Here is an 18,837-nt window from a genome sequence, read left to right as displayed (position 1 = left end):
CCATGACCTGGGCGTCCATCGATCTCAACGCCGACCTGGGCGAGGGCTTCGGCCACTGGCGGCTGACCGAGGACGAGGAGCTGCTCTCCGTCGTCACCAGCGCCAATGTGGCCTGTGGCTTCCACGCCGGGGACGCGGCCACCATGCGGCGGGTCTGCGGCTGGGCCGCCGAGCGCGGGGTCCGGATCGGCGCCCAGGTCTCGTACCGCGATCTGGCCGGCTTCGGCCGCCGCTCGATGGAGGTGCCCGCGGACGAGCTGGCCGCCGAGGTCGCCTACCAGATCGGCGCGCTGGAGGTGTTCGCGAAGGCGGCGGGCGCCCGCGTCGCCTATGTCAAACCGCACGGCGCCCTCTACAACAGGGTGGTCCATGACGCGGAGCAGGCCGAGGCCGTCGTGGAGGGCGTGCTGCTGACCGGCGAGCGGCTGCCGCTGCTCGGCCTGCCGGGCTCCCTGCTCCATGACGTGGCGGAGAAGGCCGGACTGCCCGTGGTCACCGAGGCGTTCGCGGACCGCGCCTACACCTCGGAGGGCACGCTCGTGCCGCGCGGGCAGGAGGGCGCCGTGATCACGGACCCCTCGGCGGTGGTGGAACGGTCCGTGTCCATGGCCCGGTTCGGCGTGGTGACCTCCCTGTACGGACGGTCCGTCGGCGTCCGCGCCCGCTCGCTGTGCCTGCACGGCGACACCCCGGGCGCCGTGGATCTCGCCCGCCGGGTGCGCCACCGGCTGGAGACGTCCGGCGTCCGGGTGGAGTCCTTCGTATGAGGGCGCTGCCGGTCGGCGACCGGGCAGTCCTCGTCGAGCTGGCGGACGGCGAGGAGACGGCGGCGTTCCACGCCGAGCTGCTGCGCCGCCGCGCGGCGGGCGTCCTGCCGCCGGTGCGGGAGATCGTCCCCGCCGCCAGGACCGTACTGCTCGACGGCCTGGACGATCCGGCGGGCTTCGCCGCGGGGCTCCACGGCTGGCGGGCCGAGGCGCCGGACACGCGCGTGCCGGACACCGTGGAACTGCCGGTGCGTTACGACGGTCCGGATCTGGCGGAGGTCGCCGCGCTGTGGGGTGTGCCGCCCGAGGAGGTGGCACGGATCCACTCTGCGGCCGAATTCCGGGTCGCGTTCTGCGGGTTCGCGCCCGGCTTCGGCTATCTCACCGGACTGCCCGCGCGGTACGCCGTACCCCGCAGGCCCACTCCCCGTACCGCCGTACCGCCGGGCTCGGTCGCTCTGGCGGGCCCGTACACCGGGGTGTATCCGCGCTCCTCCCCCGGCGGCTGGCAGCTCATCGGGACGACGGACACCGTCCTGTGGGATCCGGCGCGGGTGCCCGCGGCGCTGCTCGCGCCCGGGACGCGGGTGCGCTTCGTGCCGACGGCGGCCGGCCGATGACGGACCGGGCTCTCTCCGTCGTACGTTCCGGGGCGCTGACCACCGTGCAGGACCTCGGCCGGTACGGGCACGCCCATCTGGGGGTGCCGCGCTCCGGGGCGCTCGATCCGCCGGCGCTGCGGCTGGTCAACCGGCTGGTGGGCAATCCGGAGGGCGCCGCGGCGCTGGAGACGACGCTCGACGGCTGTGCGGTACGGCCGCGCTGCGCGGTGACGGCGGCGGTCGCAGGAGCGCCGTGCCCGGTCCTGGTCGACGGGCGCCCCGCCCCCTGGGGCGCTCCCGTGCGGGTGCCCGCGGGCGCGCTGCTGGAGGTGGGGAGGGTCGTCTCCGGGGTCAGGAGTTATGTGGCGTTCGGCGGCGGGGTGGCGGTGGAGCCGGTCCTCGGCAGCCGGTCGGCGGATCTGCTGTCGGGCCTCGGGCCCGCGCCGCTGCGTGACGGTACGGTCCTGCCGCTGGGCCGGGTGACGTCGGGAGCGGCCCGGGTCGACGGGGTGCCCACGCAGGCCCCGCCCGCCGAGCTGGTGCTGCGGATACGGCTCGGGCCGCGCGACGACTGGTTCACGCCTACGGCCCTGCGTACGCTGGCCACGCGCGCCTACCGGGTCTCGGCCGCGAGCAACCGTATCGGGCTGCGTACGGAGGGCCCGCCGCTGGAGCGCGCCGTCTCCGCCGAACTGCCCAGCGAGGGCATGGTGACGGGGGCCGTGCAGGTGCCGCCCGACGGCCGGCCGCTGGTGTTCCTCGCCGACCATCCGACGACCGGCGGCTATCCGGTGATCGCGGTCGTGGCGGAGCGCGACCTCCCGGCGGCGGCGCAGGCCGCGCCGGGGACGCCCGTGCGGTTCGTGGTCGTACGGCACCGGCCCGCCGGATGACGCCGGGGAGGCCGCCGGCCGACGTGAATGGGGCAGGGAGCCGCTGTGCGCGGCGGCCCGGTCCGGGCAGGTTCACGGTGCGACTCAGCAACCTCCGTAAAATCAACTGTAGTTGTAAGGCACTCCGGTAGACTTGACGGTGTCGCCCCACTTGTGCGGGGCGCGTGGCTCGGGGGGGCTGATGCGCGTGACGGATTCCGGAGTGCGCATGGGCCTCAGGGGCCGCAACGGCATCATCTCCCTCGTCGACGAGTGTCTGAGACAGCAGCCCACCGCGGAACGGCCGGTGACGATGCTGCTCGGCCCGCGCGGCAGTGGTGCCAGTGAGGCGCACAGTGCGCTGATGGAGCAGTTCGGCCCCGAGAACCCGTTCGCCTATGTCAATCTCGCCGCCGAGCACGGGCTGTTGCCGCGCTACGGTCTGGGGCTGCTCGCCCGGCAGCTCGAACGGAAGCTGCCGCGGTACCGCCGCTCCCACTTCCCCCGGCTCACCCTCGGACTGCTCGCCTCCGACCACGACCTGCGGATGACCAGCCTGGCCGAGGGACGGCGCAATATCCGGCGGGAGCTGGACGCCTTCCAGGAACGGGCCGAGGCCCGCTACGGCGATTATCTGGCCGCGTTCTTCGAGGTGGCGGGCGGCGCCGTGGGAGCCCCTGACGGCGCGTCGACCGCCGCCCTCGCGCTGCTGCGGGACGCCCTGCGGCGCGGCCGTCGCCGGCTGCCCGGCCGTAAGTTCACCGGGAGCGCCGCGTGGTACGGCGGGCATCCGCTCATCCGGAGCCAGGACCCGTGGGAGGCGCTGGTCGAGCTGAACCTGTGGCGGCACGACGGCGACGCGGAGGACGAGGAGCGGCTCGACCGCGTGCTGTTCTCGGCGTTCCTGGCGGATCTGCGGGGCAACGCGGCCCACTCGTTCACGCCCCGCTCGTATCTGCTGCTGCTCGACAACTCCCATTCGGAGTACGGCCGTCGCTTCCTCGATCTGCTGATCCGCGCCCGGCACGACGACACCGTGGTGGCGGGGCTCTCCTGCGACCCGCTGACCATCGTCGCCAGCTCCAACCGCTGGCTGCCGCGCTGGGGTCCGGCCACCGGCGACCAGTGGCCCTGGCAGCTGCGCGGCCCCGACCGGGCCTCTCTGGCGGACTGGAGCGAGCACCGGCCGACCCGCGACAGCGACGACACCTGGTGGTATCCGCTGCGGCTGCGGGATCTCAACCTCGACGAGGTCCGTATCCGTATCGAACTGGAGCTGCGCCGCCACCCGGATCTGGCGCCCTTCACCCGCCTCGCGCCCTTCGTGCACCGGCTGACCTGCGGGCTGCCCAGCGCCGTGCACCAGGTCCTTGAGGTGCTGCGGCACTCCGACGTACCGGCCGAGGACGGCCCCGAGCAGGACCGCTGGCTGCGCGGGCTGCCCGACCGGACGCTGCGCGACGGCGAGGAGACGCTCACGCTCGCCGACGCGGCGCTCGACCATCTACTCCAGGGCATCGACGAACCACGGCGCGCGACGCTCGCCGAGTGCGCCGCCGCGCGTGATCTGTCGATCGGTACGCGGGTGCTCAGCCCCGGGGACCCGCTCTTCGGCGAGATGCGCGCCCGCTGGCTGCTGCTCGGCCCCGGGAGTGTGACGCCGGCCCTCCATCCCTGGCCGCGGCGGCTGCTGCTGTGGCGGCTGGCCCGGCGCCCCGACGACTGGGACACCGTGCACGAACTCCTCGCCGAGCACTTCGGATCCGTGGGGCGCACGGTCCAGGAGATGTACCACCGGCTGGCCTGGGGCCGGATCGAGGAGGTGACCGCCCATCTGGTCGGGCGGTTCCCCCGGGTGCCCGCGGCGCAGTGGATCAGTGAGTTCAACGCGATCACGGCCGCGCCCAACCGGCTCGTCTCCCTGGGCGGTCCACTGGATCTGCTGGCCGGGCTCGGTCCCGGCGAGCCCGGCGAGGCGGTCACCACCGGAGGGGTGATCCGGGAGCTGATCATCACCCGCTGGGTGTGGAGCGATCCGCTCGCCGACCCCGGGATGCGGCTGAACGATCTGATCGCCGACGGGTTCAACCAGCTGTCGCGGCTGCGCAGGAACGATGTCGTGGCGCTGTTCAACGAGGCGGAGCGCTATCGCCACTGGCGCCATCCGCTGACGTCCACGAGCGAGGGGTGAGCGGGATGCGCAGACTCGAATGGCCGCTGCACATCGTGCGCCGCGTGGTGATCGGGGTGGTCATCGTCGCCGTGCTCGCGGTGGCGGTCCCGCTGGGCGTCCGCTGGATCGGTGACGTACGGGCCCGGTGCGACGACGGGGTCGTCAAGCGCGGCGAGGACAAGGAGTGCGTGGGCGTCACCGACGGCTCGTTCCATTTCGCGGACCATCTGGCCACCGTGGTGAAGAAGATCAAGGAGGAGAACGACCTGGTCAGCAAGGAGGCCAAGAAGGAGCCGTATGTCAGCGTCGCGTACATGACCTCCTTCACGCTCACCAACGACGACAGCAATTCCGAGGATTCGGTGCGGCACGAGCTGGAGGGCGCCTATCTCGCGCAGTACCGGCACAACCGCGGCGATCTCGCCTCCTCGCCCAAGATCCGGCTGCTGATCGCGAACACCGGCAGCAGTTCGGCGCACTGGAACCACACCGTGGACGAGCTGATCGCCCGGAAGGACTCGGACGACAAGCTGGTGGCCGTGACCGGTCTCGGCCCCAGCACCGGCCCGAATCTGGCGGCGCTCAGGAAGCTCTCCGAGAGCGGCCTCGCCACCGTGGCCAGCACCATGACCGCCACCAACATCCAGGGCATCCCCGGCTTCGTACGGGTCTCGCCCACCAACGTGGACGAGGCGTACGCGGCGGCGGCCTATCTGAAGCGGTCCACGAAGCTGCGTACGGCGGTGGTCGTCCAGGACGCCGCCACGACCAATCTGTACGCGGCCACCCTGGGCACCGCGTTCACCGAGGCGTTCCCCGACAAGAAGACCGGCCACCGGCTGGTGGCGGAGCGGATGACGTTCGACTCGTCGGTGCCCGGCGGCGCCTGGAAGAACGAACTGCGTTATTTCCCCGCGCAGCTCTGTGACACCCGGCCGCAGGTCATCTACTTCGCGGGCCGCGGCCGGCATCTCACCAACTTCCTCGATTCGCTGGCCAACCGCAGCTGCACGGACCATACGTTCACGGTCCTCGCCGGTGACGACACCTCGAACCTGGACCGGGAGCAGATCGCCCACGCCGTCGAGAACGATGTCACGGTGCTCTTCACGGGGCTGGCCCACCGCGACATGTGGCGGGCCGATCCCGGGCGGGTCTCCGAACGCTCCGCGCGGTACTTCCAGGAGAACGGCCTGCTGGACACGTGGTTTCCGGGCGACGACCGCTACGACGGCCAGGACCTCATGGCCCATGACGCGGTGCTGACCGCGGCCGAGGGCGTCCGGATGGCGGCGGGCGGCCCGGGGGCCGTGACCGGGGGCGCGGTGGGCCGGATGTTCCAGCAGATGAACGGGCCGCAGCAGGTGGCGGGGGCGAGCGGTTTCATCTCCTTCCGGAACAACGGCAATCCGCGGAACAAGGCCGTCCCGATCCTGAGGCTCAACGCGCGGGGCCGCGCCGAACTCGTCGAGGTGTCCTCCGCGCAGGGCAAGCCCCCCGAGGGGCAGTGACCTGGCCTCAGCGGGGCGGCGTCCCGTAGCCGCCACCGCCCGGCGTCCGCATGACCAGGACGTCGCCCGGCCCCACGTCGGCCGAGTCGACGCCGCGCAGCGGCGTGACCGTGCCGTCCGCGCGCTCCACCGTGTTGCTCCCGAGCGCGCCGGGTCCGCCGCCCGCCATGCCGTACGGCGGGACCCTGCGGTGCCCGGTCAGCAGCGTCACCGTCATCGGCGCCAGGAAGCGCAGCCGCCGTTCGACGCCGTCGCCGCCGTGCCAGTGTCCGCTTCCGCCGCTGCCGTCCCGTACGGCGAACGCGTCGACCCGTACGGGATAGCGCCACTCCAGCACCTCCGGGTCGGTGAGCCGGGAGTTGGTCATATGGGTCTGTACGGCGTCCGCGCCGTCGAAGCCGTCGCCCGCGCCGGAGCCGCTGGCGACGGTCTCGTAGTACTGCACCCGGTCGTTGCCGAAGGTGAGGTTGTTCATGGTGCCCGAGCCCTCGGCCTGCACGCCGAGGGCCGCGTACAGCGCGCCGGTGATGGCCTGCGAGGTCTCGACATTGCCCGCGACGGTCGCCGCGGGAGGGGCGGGCGCGAGCATCGATCCTTCCGGCACCCGCACGTCCAGGGGTTCGAGGCAGCCGCTGTTGAGCGGGATGTCATCGGCCACGAGCGTACGGAAGACATAGAGCACGGCCGCCAGCACGACGGACGTGGGCGCGTTGAAGTTGCCGGGCAGCTGCGGCGAGCTGCCGGTGAAGTCGATGACGGCGGAGCGCGCTTCCCGGTCGACCCGGACCGCGACCTCGATCACCGCGCCGCCGTCGGTCTCGTAGCGGTACGCGCCGTCGTGCAGCCCGGCGACGATCCGGCGTACGGACTCCTCGGCGTTGCGCCGTACGTGCCCCATGTACGCCTGGACGACGTCGGTGCCGAACTCGTCTGTCATGCGGCGCAGTTCGGCGATGCCCTTCTCGTTCGCCGCGATCTGGGCGCGCAGATCGGCGAGATTGGTGTCCGGGTCGCGGGAGGGGTGAGGGGCCGTGGTGAGCAGTTCCCGGGTCTCGTCCTCGCGCAGCCTGCCGTCCCTGACGAGCGGCCAGTTGTCGAAGAGCACGCCCTCCTCGTCGATGGTGGTGCTGAAGGCGGGCATGGAGCCGGGGGTGATGCCGCCGATCTCGGCGTGGTGGCCGCGCGAGGCCACCAGGAACCGCGGCGTTCCGCCCTGTTCGTCGAAGACGGGCGTCACGACGGTCACGTCGGGCAGATGGGTGCCGCCGTGGTACGGGTCGTTGATGGCGTACACCTCGCCCGGCCGCAGCGCGCCCTCGTTGCGGCGGAGCACTTCCTTGATGGTCTCGCCCATCGATCCCAGATGGACGGGGATATGGGGCGCGTTGGCGATCAGATTGCCGTCGGAGTCGAAGAGCGCGCAGGAGAAGTCGAGCCGCTCCTTGATGTTGACGGAGTGGGCGGTGTTCTCCAGGCGCACGCCCATCTGTTCGGCGATGGCCATGAAGAGGTTGTTGAAGACCTCCAGCAGGACGGGGTCCACGTCCGTGCCGACCGCGACCCGCGCGGGGCGTGGCCGTACGCGCGTGAGCAGCAGATGCCCCCGCTCGCCCGGAGCCGCCTGCCAGCCCGGTTCGACGACGGTCGTGGCGTCGGCCTCCGCGATCACCGCGGGCCCGGTCACGGTGTCGGCGGCGCGCAGGTCCTCGCGGCGGTACAGCGGGGTGTCCCGGACCCGTCCCTCGGTGAACATCCCGACGGTCGCGTACGGTTCGTGTCCGCCGGTCCCGGCGGGCGGCGTGGGCGCGTACGGGGCGTGCGGACCGGACGCGCCGACGGCCTCGACCGATACCGCCTCCATCACCAGCGGTTTGTCCATGGTGAAGGCGTAGCGCGAGCGGTGTTCGGCCACGAAGGCGGCGGTCATGGCCGCGGCCCCGTCCAGGGGTACGGGCAGGCTCGCGTCGGTCCCCGCGTAGCGCAGCAGCACCCGCGCGCGCGTGGTGATCGCGTCGTCCGGGACGGAGTCGGCGCGCAGCTCGGCACGGGTGCGTTCGGCGAGGGAGTCGCACAGTTCGCGCACCCGGCGCAGGGCCGGTTCGGTCAGCTCGGTCTCGACGGACTGCTCCCGCATGGCGGTGGCGTCGGCGAGCCCGATGCCGTACGCGGAGAGGACACCCGCGAGCGGCGGGACGATCACGGTGTCGACGCCCAGCGCGTCGGCGACCGCGCAGGCGTGCTGGCCGCCTGCGCCGCCGAAGCTGGTGAGGGCGTAGCGGGTGACGTCGTGGCCGCGCTGTACGGAGATCTTCTTGACGGCGTTGGCCATGTTCAGGACGGCGATCTCCAGATAGCCGGCCGCGACCTCCTCGGGGGTGCGGCTGACGCCGGTGGCCTTCCGTACCTCCTCGGCCCGGCGCGCGAAGCGCTCCCGTACGGCCTCCACGTCCAGCGGCTGGTCGCCGTGGGGGCCGAACACGGCGGGGAAGTGGGCCGGCTGGACGCGGCCCAGCATCACCTGCGCGTCGGTGACGGTGAGCGGGCCGCCGCGCCGGTAGCAGGCGGGGCCCGGCACGGCGCCCGCCGAGTCGGGCCCCACGCGGTAGCGCTGGCCGTCGAAGTGCAGCACGGACCCGCCGCCCGCCGCGACGGTGTGGATGTTCATCATGGGCGCGCGCATCCGCACCCCGGCGACCTGGGTGCCGAGTTCGCGCTCGAACTCGCCCGCGTAGTGCGAGACATCGGTGGAGGTGCCGCCCATGTCGAAGCCGATGACCCGGCGGAAGCCGGCCTGTCCCGACGTGCGGGCCATCCCGACGACCCCGCCGGCCGGTCCCGACAGCACGGCGTCCTTGCCGCGGAAGTGGGCGGCCTCCCGCAGGCCGCCGTTGGACTGCATGAACATCAGCCGGATGCCCCGGAGTTCATGGGCGATCTCGTCGACGTAGCGGCGCAGGATCGGTGAGAGGTAGGCGTCGACGACGGTGGTGTCGCCGCGCGGTACGAGTTTGATCAGCGGGCTGACCTCATGGGAACAGCTGACCTGCGTGAAGCCCGCCGCCCGCGCGGCCCCGGCGACGGCGTTCTCGTGCGCGGGATGGCGGTAGCCGTGCATCAGGACGACGGCGGCGCCGCGGAAGCCGTCCTCGTGGGCGGTGCGGAGGGCGGCGGCGACGGCGTCCGTGTCGAGCGGCCGTACGGTGGCGCCGTGCGCGTCGATACGTTCCGGGACCTCGATGACGCGTTCGTAGACGGCCTCGGGCAGCACGATATGGCGGTCGAACAGCCGGGGCCGGTTCTGGTACGCGATGCGCAGGGCGTCGCGGAAACCCTCGGTGATGAGGAGGACGGTCGGCTCACCGCGCCGCTCCAGGAGCGCGTTGGTGGCGACGGTCGTCCCCATCTTGACGACATCGATCCGGTCGGCGGGCACCGGTTCGCCGGGACCGAGACCGAGCAGCAGCCGGATGCCGGCCACCGCCGCGTCCTGGTACCGCTCGGGATGGTGCGAGAGCAGTTTCCGTGTGACCAGCTCTCCGTCGGGGCGCCTGCCCACCACATCGGTGAAGGTGCCGCCCCGGTCGATCCAGAATTCCCAGCGCCCGGTCATTCCCCCATTCTGGCAAGGGGAGCGCCGGGCGACAGCGCGGCGAGCGCGCGGGAGAGGGCGAGTTCGGCGTGCAGGTCGAGCCGGGCGCCGGTGCCGCGGGCCCAGTGCGTCACCTCGTCGCCCGCCAGCCGCAGCAGCTCGGGCAGGAGATCCCGGCAGCGGCGCGCCACCCATCCGGTGCCCGAGGTGGCGAGCCAGCGCAGCGTGGCCGCGCGGCTCGGCGGGGGCTGGTCGGCCGCGAGGGAGGGCTCGTGGCCGAGGGCCAGTCCCCGTTCGGCGAGCAGCGCGTGGAAGCGCGCGGCGATCATCCGGTGCCCGCGCTCTGCGGGGTGCAGCCGGTCGGCGCTCCACAGGGACCGGTCGGCGACCCAGGACGCCTCCGCCATGTGCAGATGGACGGTGTCGTAGCGCGCCGCCAGGGCGTGGACGACGGCGTTGACGGCGCGCTGCCGCCTGGCGAGGGGCAGGGCGAGCGGCGCGGGCAGCCCGAGCATTCTGCCGGGGTCGGGCAGACAGGTGGTCAGCAGTACGGTGCCGTGCGCGGCGAGTGCGCCGCACGCGCGGTCGAGGCGCAGGGCGAGGTCCTGGATGTCGAAGGCGCGGCGCAGGGTGTCGTTGACGCCGACGACGACGGAGGCGAGGTCGGGGGCGAAGGTGAGGGCGGCGGGGGTCTGCTTCTCCTCGACGTCGCGGGTGAGCGCGCCGCTGACGGCGAAGTTGTGGAACCGTACGCCGGTCCCCGGGTCGCCCACGCCCGCGCCGAGCAGGGCGGCCCAGCCCCGCCATCCGCCGTCGACGGGGTCGCCGATCCCGGCGGTGAGCGAGTCCCCGAGGGCCGCGTAGCGCAGGGCGCGCGGCGGTGCGGGCGCGTCCGGAACGGGGTCCGGCGCCAGCTGGGCCTGGTCCCGTATCTCGTGCCGTTCCTGGCGCCTTTCCTGGCGCCTTTCCTGGCGCCGTTCCTGGTCCGGGGCCGCGTCCGCGGGCGGTGTGCCGCGCTCCGCCTCCGTCGTCATCTCGCCTCTCCCTCCGGCCGGTGGACCTGCTGGACCTGCGACGGGACCTTGTTCAGCACCGGTACGCCGAGCGGGAGGTCGTGGGCCGCGAGGAAGGCGGCGACCGCGTTCTCCCAGCTGAAGAGCTCCGCGCGGGCGCGGGCCGCGGCGCGGCGCGCCCCCTCGGGGCGGGCCTGGAGCTCCTGGATCGCGTCGGCGAAGGCCGAGGCGTTGTCCCGGGCGGCGATGCCCGCGTCCCCGATCACCTCGGGCAGCGCCGACGACGCGCTGGCGACGACCGGTGTGCCGCACGCCAGTGCCTCCAGGGCGGACAGCCCGAAGGTCTCGGCGGGTCCCGGCGCCAGGCAGATGTCCGCGGATGCCTGGAGATCGGCCATCGCCTCGCGGTCGCGCACATGGCCGAGGAAGAGCGCGGGCAGCCGCTCGGCGCGGGCCCGGCGCACCAGCCCGGCCCGCAGCGGACCGTCTCCGGCGACGACCAGCACCGCGGGGACGCCCCGCTTCCGCAGCTCGGCGAGCGCGTCGAGCGCGGTGCCGGGGCGCTTCTCCACCGACAGCCGGGAGCCCAGTACGAGCAGTACTTCACCCGTACGCGCGTACCGGGAGCGCAGCTCGGCGTCGTACCGATCCGGCGTGCACCGGCGCAGATCGACACCGAGCGGTGCGCGCACCACATTGCGGGCCCCGATCCTGAGGAACTCCCGCTCCGCCCACTCCGTGGTGCAGACGATCCGCGAGTACGCCCAGGCCGTGCGCAGATTGAGCCGGTCGGCGGCCCGGCCGGCGGCGACCCCGGGCACACCCCAGGTGCGCAGCACCCCGTCCGCCGTCTCGTGGGAGACCATCACGGACGGGATGCGATGGCGGCGTGCCCACTCCCCCGTCCAGCGCAGGGTGGTGCGGTCGGAGACTTCGAGGCGGTCGGGCCCGATCTCTTCGAGCACCTCCCGCAGCCGCCGCCGCGCGCTCAGCACCCGGTATCCGCCGGTGCCGGGCAGAACGGGCCCCGGCAGGGTGATCACCCGCCCCTGCGAGGTGTCCACGTGGGACTCCCGCTCCCCCGGCACGATCAGCACCGGCTCGTGCCCGGCCGCGAGATAGCCGCTGCCCAGCTCCTGGAGCGCGGTGCGCAGTCCGCCCGAGGCGGGGGTGACGAAGTTGGCCAGCCGTACGATCTTCAGCGCGCTCACGCGACCACCGCCGTACGGGCGCCGAGCACCTCGGAGTAGTGGCCGAGCAGCTGGTCCCCGACGACGGCCCAGGTCCTGCCCTCGACGGTGGCGCGTCCCGCCTGCCCGTAGGCGGCGCGGAGCGCGGGGGCGAAGGCGAGTTCCTCCACGGCCGCGGTGACGGCGTCGGCGTCGTGCGGCGCGACCAGCAGCCCGGTACGTCCGTGGTCGACGAGGTCGAGCGGTCCGCCGGCGGCGGGCGCGATCACCGGCACCCCGCTGGCCATGGCCTCCTGCACGGTCTGGCAGAAGGTCTCGTAGGGGCCGGTGTGCGCGAACACGTCGAACGAGGCGAAGGTCCGCGCCAGTTCGTCACCGGTCGACCGGCCGAGGAAGACCGCGCCGGGCAGCGCACCGCGCAGCGAGGTCTCGCTGGGCCCGTCCCCGACGATCACGACGCGGACGCCGGGCAGCCGGGAGACCCCGGCGAGGAGTTCGACATGCTTCTCGGGGGCGAGCCGGCCGACATAGCCGACGATCAGCTCCCCGTTGGGCGCGAGCCGCCCGCGCAGTTCCTCGTCACGCAGTTCGGGCCGGAACCGTACGGTGTCCACGCCCCGCGGCCAGAGCCGCACCCGGGGGATGCCGTGCTCGGCGAGATCGTTCGCGGCGGCGCTGGACGGCGCGAGGGTGAGGTCGGCGGCGGTGTGCACGGCACGGATCCGCCGCCAGGCCGCGGCCTCGCCCGCGCCCACATAGGTACGGGCGTAGCCGGCGAGGTCGGTCTGGTAGACGGCGACGGCGGGGACACCGAGCCGGGCGGCGGCCGTCATGCCGCGTACACCGAGCACGAAGGGTCCGGCCAGATGGACGAGTTCGGCGCGGTGCGCGGTGATGGCCGCCGCGATGCGCCGGCTGGGGAGCGCCACCCGCACCTGCGGATAGCCGGGCAGCGGGAGTGAGGGCACGCGTACCACGGGGCACGGTGCGTCGATCTCGGCATCCCCGGCGACGGCCGGGGCGATGACGAGCGGATCATGACCGCGGGCGGCGAGGTGCCGGGCGGTCTGGAGGGCGCAGTGGGCCACCCCGTTGACATCGGGCGGGAAGGATTCGGTGACGATGACGACGCGCATATCCGTGTTGTCGTCGCGCCGAGCGTGTCCCTGCCAACGTGGATCTTTCCGCGTGGGGAACGTCCCGTGAGCATTGGACGCGGGACGTTCCCCGGACGCGACGAAGGCGCACAGACGGTACGGACCGGCTCACGGAGCGAAGGTTTCCGGCCGTATGCGACGGGGGCGCGGCCGTGGCCGCCGGGCTCAGCGCGCGGCGGCGTCCGGGCCCATCCTGCTGCGCACAGCGGTCTGCACCTCGGCCTCCTCGGCCGGATCGGCGGCCAGCCGCCGCAGTCTTTCCGCCACGCGTACGTCGCCGGTCTCGGCGTGCAGCGCGGCGACCTCACGGGTGGTCTCCTCGCAGTCCCACAGGCACTCGACGGCGAAGCCGGTGGCGTAGGAGGGATCGGTCGCGGCGAGCGCGCGCGCCGCCCGGCCGCGCAGATGCGAGGAGGCGGTCTCCCGGTAGACATGGCGCAGCACGGGAGCGGCGCAGACGATTCCGAGGCGTCCCGCGCCGTCGACGAGGGTCCACAGCCGCTGGGTGTCGGGGCCCTCGGCCCGTACGGCCTCCCGCAGCGCGCCGAGGACCAGCGCGGTGTCCTTCGTACCGCCGCGGCAGGCGAGCACGCCCGCGGCGGACGCGCCGAGCGCGTCGGGCCTGTGGACCCAGCCGCGGGCCCGGTCGACCGCCTCGTCGCCGCACATCCGCTCGAAGGCGGCGACGGCCGCGTCGGCGACGGTGCGGTCCGTGCCGCCGGCCGCCGCCTCGATCAGATCGAGCACGACGGGGTCACGGACCTCGGCGAGATAGTGCAGCGCCGCGCAGCGGGCGCCGTCGGGGCCGTTGCGCGCGGCCTCGACGATCAGCGGGCGGTCGTCGGGCCCGGCGACGGCGGTGAGACAGCGGGCCGCGGGCCCGTGCATCTCCGTGCCGCGCTCCAGGGCCTGCTGCGCCCAGTCGAAGACGGCCCGCACGCTCCAGCCGGGGCGTGGGCCGCTCGGCCGCAGCTGCCGTTGCCAGCGGTCGAAGGAGCCCTGTTCCCCGGCGGCCCTGATCCGCGCGCCGACCGCGGGCCGTGGGTCGTCGGCCCAGAGCCGCCAGGGCCGGGGCTCGAAGGCGTCGCGTACGACCGACGCCAGTGCGGCGTCGCCCTCGGGGCCCGCCGGGAATCTGGCGAGGACCGGTACGGCGAGGGAGCGCAGCCCGGTGTCGTCGTCGCGCAGCGCCAGCTCGTCCAGGGCCCAGGCCCAATTGGCGCCGGTCGCCGCGTACCGCCTGAGCAGGTCGAGCGCGTCGTGCCTGCCGTACGCGGCGAGATGGCCGAGCACGGCGAGCGCGAGTCCGGTCCTGGACTCCTCGGTGTCGAAGTGGTCCTCGGCCCGGAAGAGGTGGTGGTCGATGGCGTCGAGACCACCGTGGAGATCCAGATACAGGCGTGCGTAGTACAGCGAACGGTTCTCGACCTGCCAGTCGTGGCGGGGGTCGTTCAGTACGCAGTGGTTGAGGGCGGCGAGCGCCTCTGCGCGGGGTGCCGCGAGCGCGTGCAGCGTTCCGTCGCCGCGGCCTCTCTGCAACAGCCCGAGCAGGGTGCCGCTCGGCGCTATGACTGGATCGAACATGGGGAAAGCCTCACATCAAGCTGTCGACGCAACCGGGGGTGCGACCGGGGGACGTGGCACCCTTCCCGCTCTAGACCGTGCGGCGACATGATCGGCCGACCGTCGTCTTCCGCTTAATGCAGACCATCTTCCCTGCCTCTCGTTGATGACCCGTTGTGGGCCCGACGTCATGATGACCCAGCCATTTCGCCACCGCGACCACATTTACGACGTCTCTCACCCGGGGCATCACTGGTCGCCGAACAGCTCCAGAAGGTCCCTCTTCCCAAACATCCGCGCGGTATCCACCGCGGAGGGGTTTCCTCCGTTTGGATCCGCGCCGCCGGCCAGCAGTGCGCGGATCACGGCGTCCTCACCCTTGAAGACAGCGCCGGCGAGTGGGGTCTGCCCGCGGTCGTTGACCCGTCCGGCGTCGGCGCCGCGCGCGATGAGCGCCTCGACCGCCTCGGCGTGACCGTGGTACGCGGCGAGCATGATGAGGGAGTCGCCGCGGTCGTTGGTGAGGTTCGCGGGCACCCCGGCGTCGACGTAGGCCGCGAGTGCCCCGGTCTCACCGCGCCGGGCCAGATCGAAGACCTTCGTGGCCAGCTCGACCACGTCGGGATCCGGTATCTCACTCATCGGTGGACCGCCTTTCAGTCCGGCGCGCACGCCGGCTCACACGCCGTTGACCTGCTCCGCACGGCCCTGGCGCCGTAGGGATAAACCGACAGGGTACTGCGGACCGCGCCCCGCACGGGCGCCACCGTGCTCCGTGGGCCAGCGCAGTGAAATACCTCGCATTTCACTCATTTGCACCTTTTATCGCATAGATACTTTCAGTGATCCTGGAAGAACTCATGGTGACTGTCCCCTCGAACCAGGAGAATTCTCGTGATTCTGTCCATGTCAGGCGTGGTGCTGCTCGGAATCATCGTCTTCCTCTTCTTCCGCAAGGACGGACTCAAGGCGTCCCACGCCATGGTCTGCGCCCTCTTCGGCTTCTATCTCGCGGGCACGGCCATCGCGCCGAGCATCACGGCCGGCGGCGCCAGCCTCGCCGGGCTCATCGGCGGGATCAAGTTCTGACGCCCGCCCGCCCCCTTCCGCATCATCAGGAGACATCCGTGGCCCGGCGACCACTCCCCCGCATTCTGACCAGCGGCAGCGCCCAGATCGCCCGCGGTCGCGAACTGGCCCGCACGGCCGCCGACAGCGCCACCGACGTTCTCCATCCGCTGATCACGGTCTCCCGAGGTCTGCGCATGCTGGCCACCGCGGCACGCCAGAAGTGGGCCGGCACCCCGAAGGACCGGCGCGGTCCCGCGCTGTTCCTGGTGGCGGCCTGCGTTCTGGTGGTCGCGCTCATCCCGTACGGGCCGCTCCTCGGCCTGATCACACTGATGGGCGTGGCCGGGTGGAAGGGGCGCGACACCACTCCCGTACCGACCGGACCCGACGACACGGAGGTCAAGCGGCTCCAGTCCCTCTACGAGGCGCTGGTGCCGTACTTCGCCGTGCCGGAAGACCCGAATCCGCTCTACGCCCACGGCGGTGCCTGGGGAGCCGCGTTCGACGACCACGCCTTCGACTCCGGCGGACGGCTCACCCGGCTCCAGCTGAGATACCCCCCGTACTTCCCCGACAGCGACCCCGACGTGCGCGCCCGGATCGAGCAGCTGCTCCAGGCCAAGTGCGGGCGTGGTCGCGAGTACCTCTTCGAGTGGGAGGAGGAGGCCAACCAGCTCACGGTCACCGTCCTTCCCGCGCTCTCCACCGCCATCGTCGCCCAGCCCTTCGTCACCGCCCCCGGCGAGACCGTGCTCGGCTTCACGGACGACAGCGCGGTACGGCGCACCGTCCCGGTCATGGCGGACGGCGAGAACCGCGACGAGCCACCGGTGCTCTGGCGGACGGGACCGCGCTCCACCGCGCCGCATCTGCTGGTCACGGGTCCACCGGGCAGCGGCGCCACCAGCCTGCTGCGCTCCCTCGCGCTCCAGGCCGTCCAGCACGGTGAGGTCCTGATCGTGGAGGGCGGCGGGACCGGCGACTTCGGCTGTCTGGCCGGGCGTACGGGCGTCCTGGCCGTGGAGTGCGGACTGGCCGGGGCGCTGGCCGGTCTGGAGTGGGCCGCCAGCGAGACGGAGCGCCGGCTGATCGCCGCCAACCGGGCCGGACAGTCGGGCCTTCCGGCGCCCGAGGACACCAGGCGCCCGCTGTGGATCCTGCTGGACCGGCCGAGCGTCTTCGGTCATCTGGCCGCCGCCGAGGGACGGCCCGATCCGCAGGAGCTGCTCACGGTGCCGCTGCGGCACGGCAGATCGGCCCATGTGACGGTGGTCGTGGCCGACCAGCTCGACAGCCTGGACACGCTCAGCGACGCCGTACTGACCTGCGCCCGCGCCCGGGTGATCCTCGGGGCCGCCGCGCCCGCGCAGGTGGAGGCGGTGCTGGGCGCGCCGCCGCGCTCCACACCCCCGGCGGACGTCCCGCCCGGCCGGGGGTACGCGCGGCTCGGCACGGGACCGGTGCTCAGGCTCCAGGTCCCGGCGACGCCCGACCCGTACGACGACGCGACGAGCGAGGCGCACCGCCGCGCCGTCCTCGGTCTTCTTCCGGGGCCCCACCAGGCGGTCGCGGCCCCCGCCTCCGGCGAGGACCCGGCCGCCGCGGAACGGACCGCCGCGCAGTCCGTTCCCGACCAGGAGCGCGCACCGGGTCACGGGCGCGCGCCCGCCGCCGCGGGGCCGGCCGGCGGGGTCGTACCCGCCGAGGGCTGACGCGGCCCGGACGCGTGGGTCCGTCAGGCCACGAAGGTGCGCGGCGCGTCCGTGCCGGTGCTCGCCCCGGTCTCCACGAGCCGCGCGGCGGCCGCCAGCCGCGCCGCCGCCTCGACGGCGACCGGGCCGCCCACGGTGAACGGCAGCCGTACGTACCCCTCGAACGCCCCGTCGACCCCGAAGCGGGGCCCCGAGGGCACCCGTACGCCGACCCGTTCGCCCACCTCGGCCAGGCGTGAGCCGGACAGTCCGCCCGTACGCACCCACAGGGTCAGGCCGCCGCCCGGCACCTCGAACTCCCAGCCGGGCAGCTGGTCGCGTACCGCCGCCACCAGCGCGTCGCGGTTCTCGCGCGCCTGGGCCCTGCGCAGGGCGACGGCCTCCTCCCAGCCGCCGGTCCGCATCAGCCAGTTGACGGCGAGCTGCTCCAGCACCGGGGTGCCCATGTCGGCGTAGGCGCGCGCGGAGACCAGCGACCGGATCACATCCGGCGCGGCGCGTACCCAGCCGATCCGCATCCCCGCCCAGAACGCCTTGCTGGCCGAACCGACCGTGATCACCGTGCCGCCCGCGGGATCGAACGCGCAGACCCGCCTCGGCATCGCCAGATCCGCGTCCAGCCGCAGTTCGGACATGGTCTCGTCGACGACCAGCACCGTGCCCGCCGACCGTGCGGCGTCGACCAGTTGCCGCCGCTGGTCCTCGTCGGCCAGCGCGCCCGTCGGATTGTGGAAGTCGGCGACGACATAGGCGAGCCGGGGGGCCGCCTCCCTGAGCACCTGACGCCAGCGCCCCAGATCCCAGCCGGTCAGCCCCTCCGCCATGGCGACGGGCACCAGTCGCGCGCCCGCCTCCCGCATCAGCTGGAGGATATTGGCGTACGAGGGCGACTCCACCGCGATCCGCTCGCCCCGCCCCGCGAAGAGATGGCAGATCGCGTCGATCGCGCCCATCGCGCCGGTGGTGACCATGATCTGCTCCGGCATGGTCGGGATGCCGCGTTCGGTGTAACGGTCGGCGAGCATCTGCCGCAGCGCGGGCAGCCCGGCCGGGTAGTCGCCATGGGTGTGCGCGTACGGCGTCAGCTCCTCCAGGGCGCCCTGGACACCCCGGGTGAGCCAGGGCTCGGGGGCGGGCAGCGCGGCGGTGCCGAGGTCGATCATCGAACCCAGCGACTCGGGCGGCAGCGGTTCCAGACCGCGCGCGGGCAGCGGGTTGCCCGCCGGTACGGCCGTCCAGCTGCCGGCACCCCGACGGGACTCCAGGAACCCTTCCGCGCGCAGCGCCTCGTACGCGGCGGCCACGGTCGTACGGCTCACGGTCAGGGCGAGCGCCAGCTCACGCTCGGCGGGGAGCCGGGCGGCGACGGGGACCCGGCCTTCGAGGACGAGCAGCCGGATACCGTCGGCGAGCGCCCGGTAGGCGGGCGGCCTGCGGGTGCCGGGGGCGAGGGGCCCGCGCTGCTGGGTCTTGAGCTGACGGGCGAGCTGAGCCGCACCCACAGCGGAAGTCCACTGAGCCATGGAAATCAGTCCACCTTCCCCGAATTGGCCATGGTTGACATCTGCCACCCGGCCACAGAGTGACATGTATCAGTCCACCATCGCATTAGGGGGC

Annotated in this window: 14 protein-coding genes; 7 read left to right on the top strand and 7 right to left on the bottom strand. The window is 73.2% G+C overall.

The genetic code is table 11. The features are described 5' to 3' along the window. The first annotated feature begins 2 nt into the window (after positions 1–2). The 5 genes from ACZ7LS_RS20805 to ACZ7LS_RS20785 all read left to right on the top strand — a co-directional run bounded on the left by ACZ7LS_RS20805 (position 3) and on the right by ACZ7LS_RS20785 (position 5,925). Complete coding sequence (locus ACZ7LS_RS20805; protein ID WP_382529957.1) at positions 3–767, top strand: LamB/YcsF family protein; 765 nt, start codon at positions 3–5, stop codon at positions 765–767. Beyond that, positions 764–1,387: a 5-oxoprolinase subunit B family protein gene (locus tag ACZ7LS_RS20800; protein ID WP_385136669.1), complete on the top strand. Its 624-nt coding sequence runs from the start codon at positions 764–766 to the stop codon at positions 1,385–1,387. The genes ACZ7LS_RS20805 and ACZ7LS_RS20800 overlap by 4 nt, the downstream gene beginning before the upstream one ends. Further along, the gene (locus ACZ7LS_RS20795; protein WP_385136670.1) at positions 1,384–2,262 is read left to right on the top strand and encodes a 5-oxoprolinase subunit C family protein; all 879 of its coding nucleotides are present in this window, start codon (positions 1,384–1,386) and stop codon (positions 2,260–2,262) included. Before ACZ7LS_RS20800 ends, ACZ7LS_RS20795 begins: the two co-directional genes overlap by 4 nt. A gap of 208 nt (positions 2,263–2,470) precedes the next feature. Then, positions 2,471–4,432: a hypothetical protein gene (locus ACZ7LS_RS20790; protein ID WP_385136671.1), complete on the top strand. Its 1,962-nt coding sequence runs from the start codon at positions 2,471–2,473 to the stop codon at positions 4,430–4,432. Between the two features lie 5 nt (positions 4,433–4,437). Next, positions 4,438–5,925, top strand: a complete 1,488-nt coding sequence (locus ACZ7LS_RS20785) for an ABC transporter substrate-binding protein (protein WP_385136672.1) — start codon at positions 4,438–4,440, stop codon at positions 5,923–5,925. A gap of 7 nt (positions 5,926–5,932) precedes the next feature. On the opposite strand, the gene ACZ7LS_RS20780 is transcribed toward ACZ7LS_RS20785, so the two are convergent. From ACZ7LS_RS20780 to ACZ7LS_RS20755, 6 genes are all read right to left on the bottom strand, one after another. Next, positions 5,933–9,535: a hydantoinase B/oxoprolinase family protein gene (locus ACZ7LS_RS20780; RefSeq protein WP_382529967.1), complete on the bottom strand. Its 3,603-nt coding sequence runs from the start codon at positions 9,533–9,535 to the stop codon at positions 5,933–5,935. Next, positions 9,532–10,548: an SGNH/GDSL hydrolase family protein gene (locus tag ACZ7LS_RS20775; RefSeq protein WP_385136674.1), complete on the bottom strand. Its 1,017-nt coding sequence runs from the start codon at positions 10,546–10,548 to the stop codon at positions 9,532–9,534. Before ACZ7LS_RS20775 ends, ACZ7LS_RS20780 begins: the two co-directional genes overlap by 4 nt. Next, positions 10,545–11,738, bottom strand: coding sequence for a glycosyltransferase (locus ACZ7LS_RS20770; protein ID WP_385136676.1), 1,194 nt, complete (start codon positions 11,736–11,738; stop codon positions 10,545–10,547). Before ACZ7LS_RS20770 ends, ACZ7LS_RS20775 begins: the two co-directional genes overlap by 4 nt. Further along, complete coding sequence (locus ACZ7LS_RS20765) at positions 11,735–12,853, bottom strand: glycosyltransferase family 4 protein (protein ID WP_382529973.1); 1,119 nt, start codon at positions 12,851–12,853, stop codon at positions 11,735–11,737. The genes ACZ7LS_RS20770 and ACZ7LS_RS20765 overlap by 4 nt, the downstream gene beginning before the upstream one ends. Positions 12,854–13,039: 186 nt before the next feature. Then, positions 13,040–14,458, bottom strand: a complete 1,419-nt coding sequence (locus ACZ7LS_RS20760) for a HEAT repeat domain-containing protein (protein WP_385136678.1) — start codon at positions 14,456–14,458, stop codon at positions 13,040–13,042. Positions 14,459–14,686: 228 nt separating this feature from the next. Beyond that, positions 14,687–15,079 carry an ankyrin repeat domain-containing protein gene (locus ACZ7LS_RS20755; protein WP_385136680.1) on the bottom strand — a complete coding sequence of 131 codons (393 nt, stop codon included), beginning with the start codon at positions 15,077–15,079 and terminating at the stop codon, positions 14,687–14,689. Positions 15,080–15,331: 252 nt separating this feature from the next. Here ACZ7LS_RS20755 and ACZ7LS_RS20750 point away from each other — a divergent pair, with 252 nt between their 5' ends. Both ACZ7LS_RS20750 and ACZ7LS_RS20745 read left to right on the top strand, forming a co-directional pair. Further along, positions 15,332–15,526: a hypothetical protein gene (locus ACZ7LS_RS20750; RefSeq protein ID WP_030355560.1), complete on the top strand. Its 195-nt coding sequence runs from the start codon at positions 15,332–15,334 to the stop codon at positions 15,524–15,526. A gap of 38 nt (positions 15,527–15,564) precedes the next feature. After that, positions 15,565–17,220: a hypothetical protein gene (locus tag ACZ7LS_RS20745; protein ID WP_382971032.1), complete on the top strand. Its 1,656-nt coding sequence runs from the start codon at positions 15,565–15,567 to the stop codon at positions 17,218–17,220. Between the two features lie 23 nt (positions 17,221–17,243). On the opposite strand, the gene ACZ7LS_RS20740 is transcribed toward ACZ7LS_RS20745, so the two are convergent. Next, positions 17,244–18,743, bottom strand: a complete 1,500-nt coding sequence (locus tag ACZ7LS_RS20740; protein WP_382529980.1) for an SCO1417 family PLP biosynthesis transcription factor — start codon at positions 18,741–18,743, stop codon at positions 17,244–17,246. Positions 18,744–18,837: the final 94 nt, after the last annotated feature.

The organism is Streptomyces sp. NPDC039430, assembly GCF_055639435.1.
This window is presented reverse-complemented; position numbering and strand designations above follow the sequence as displayed.

Coding starts and splice junctions, on each gene's coding strand:
- ACZ7LS_RS20805 (WP_382529957.1), top strand. CDS start 3: ATGACCTGGGCGTCCATCGATCTCAACGCCGACCTGGGCGAGGGCTTC.
- ACZ7LS_RS20800 (WP_385136669.1), top strand. CDS start 764: ATGAGGGCGCTGCCGGTCGGCGACCGGGCAGTCCTCGTCGAGCTGGCG.
- ACZ7LS_RS20795 (WP_385136670.1), top strand. CDS start 1,384: ATGACGGACCGGGCTCTCTCCGTCGTACGTTCCGGGGCGCTGACCACC.
- ACZ7LS_RS20790 (WP_385136671.1), top strand. CDS start 2,471: ATGGGCCTCAGGGGCCGCAACGGCATCATCTCCCTCGTCGACGAGTGT.
- ACZ7LS_RS20785 (WP_385136672.1), top strand. CDS start 4,438: ATGCGCAGACTCGAATGGCCGCTGCACATCGTGCGCCGCGTGGTGATC.
- ACZ7LS_RS20780 (WP_382529967.1), bottom strand. CDS start 9,535: ATGACCGGGCGCTGGGAATTCTGGATCGACCGGGGCGGCACCTTCACC.
- ACZ7LS_RS20775 (WP_385136674.1), bottom strand. CDS start 10,548: ATGACGACGGAGGCGGAGCGCGGCACACCGCCCGCGGACGCGGCCCCG.
- ACZ7LS_RS20765 (WP_382529973.1), bottom strand. CDS start 12,853: ATGCGCGTCGTCATCGTCACCGAATCCTTCCCGCCCGATGTCAACGGG.
- ACZ7LS_RS20760 (WP_385136678.1), bottom strand. CDS start 14,458: ATGTTCGATCCAGTCATAGCGCCGAGCGGCACCCTGCTCGGGCTGTTG.
- ACZ7LS_RS20755 (WP_385136680.1), bottom strand. CDS start 15,079: ATGAGTGAGATACCGGATCCCGACGTGGTCGAGCTGGCCACGAAGGTC.
- ACZ7LS_RS20740 (WP_382529980.1), bottom strand. CDS start 18,743: ATGGCTCAGTGGACTTCCGCTGTGGGTGCGGCTCAGCTCGCCCGTCAG.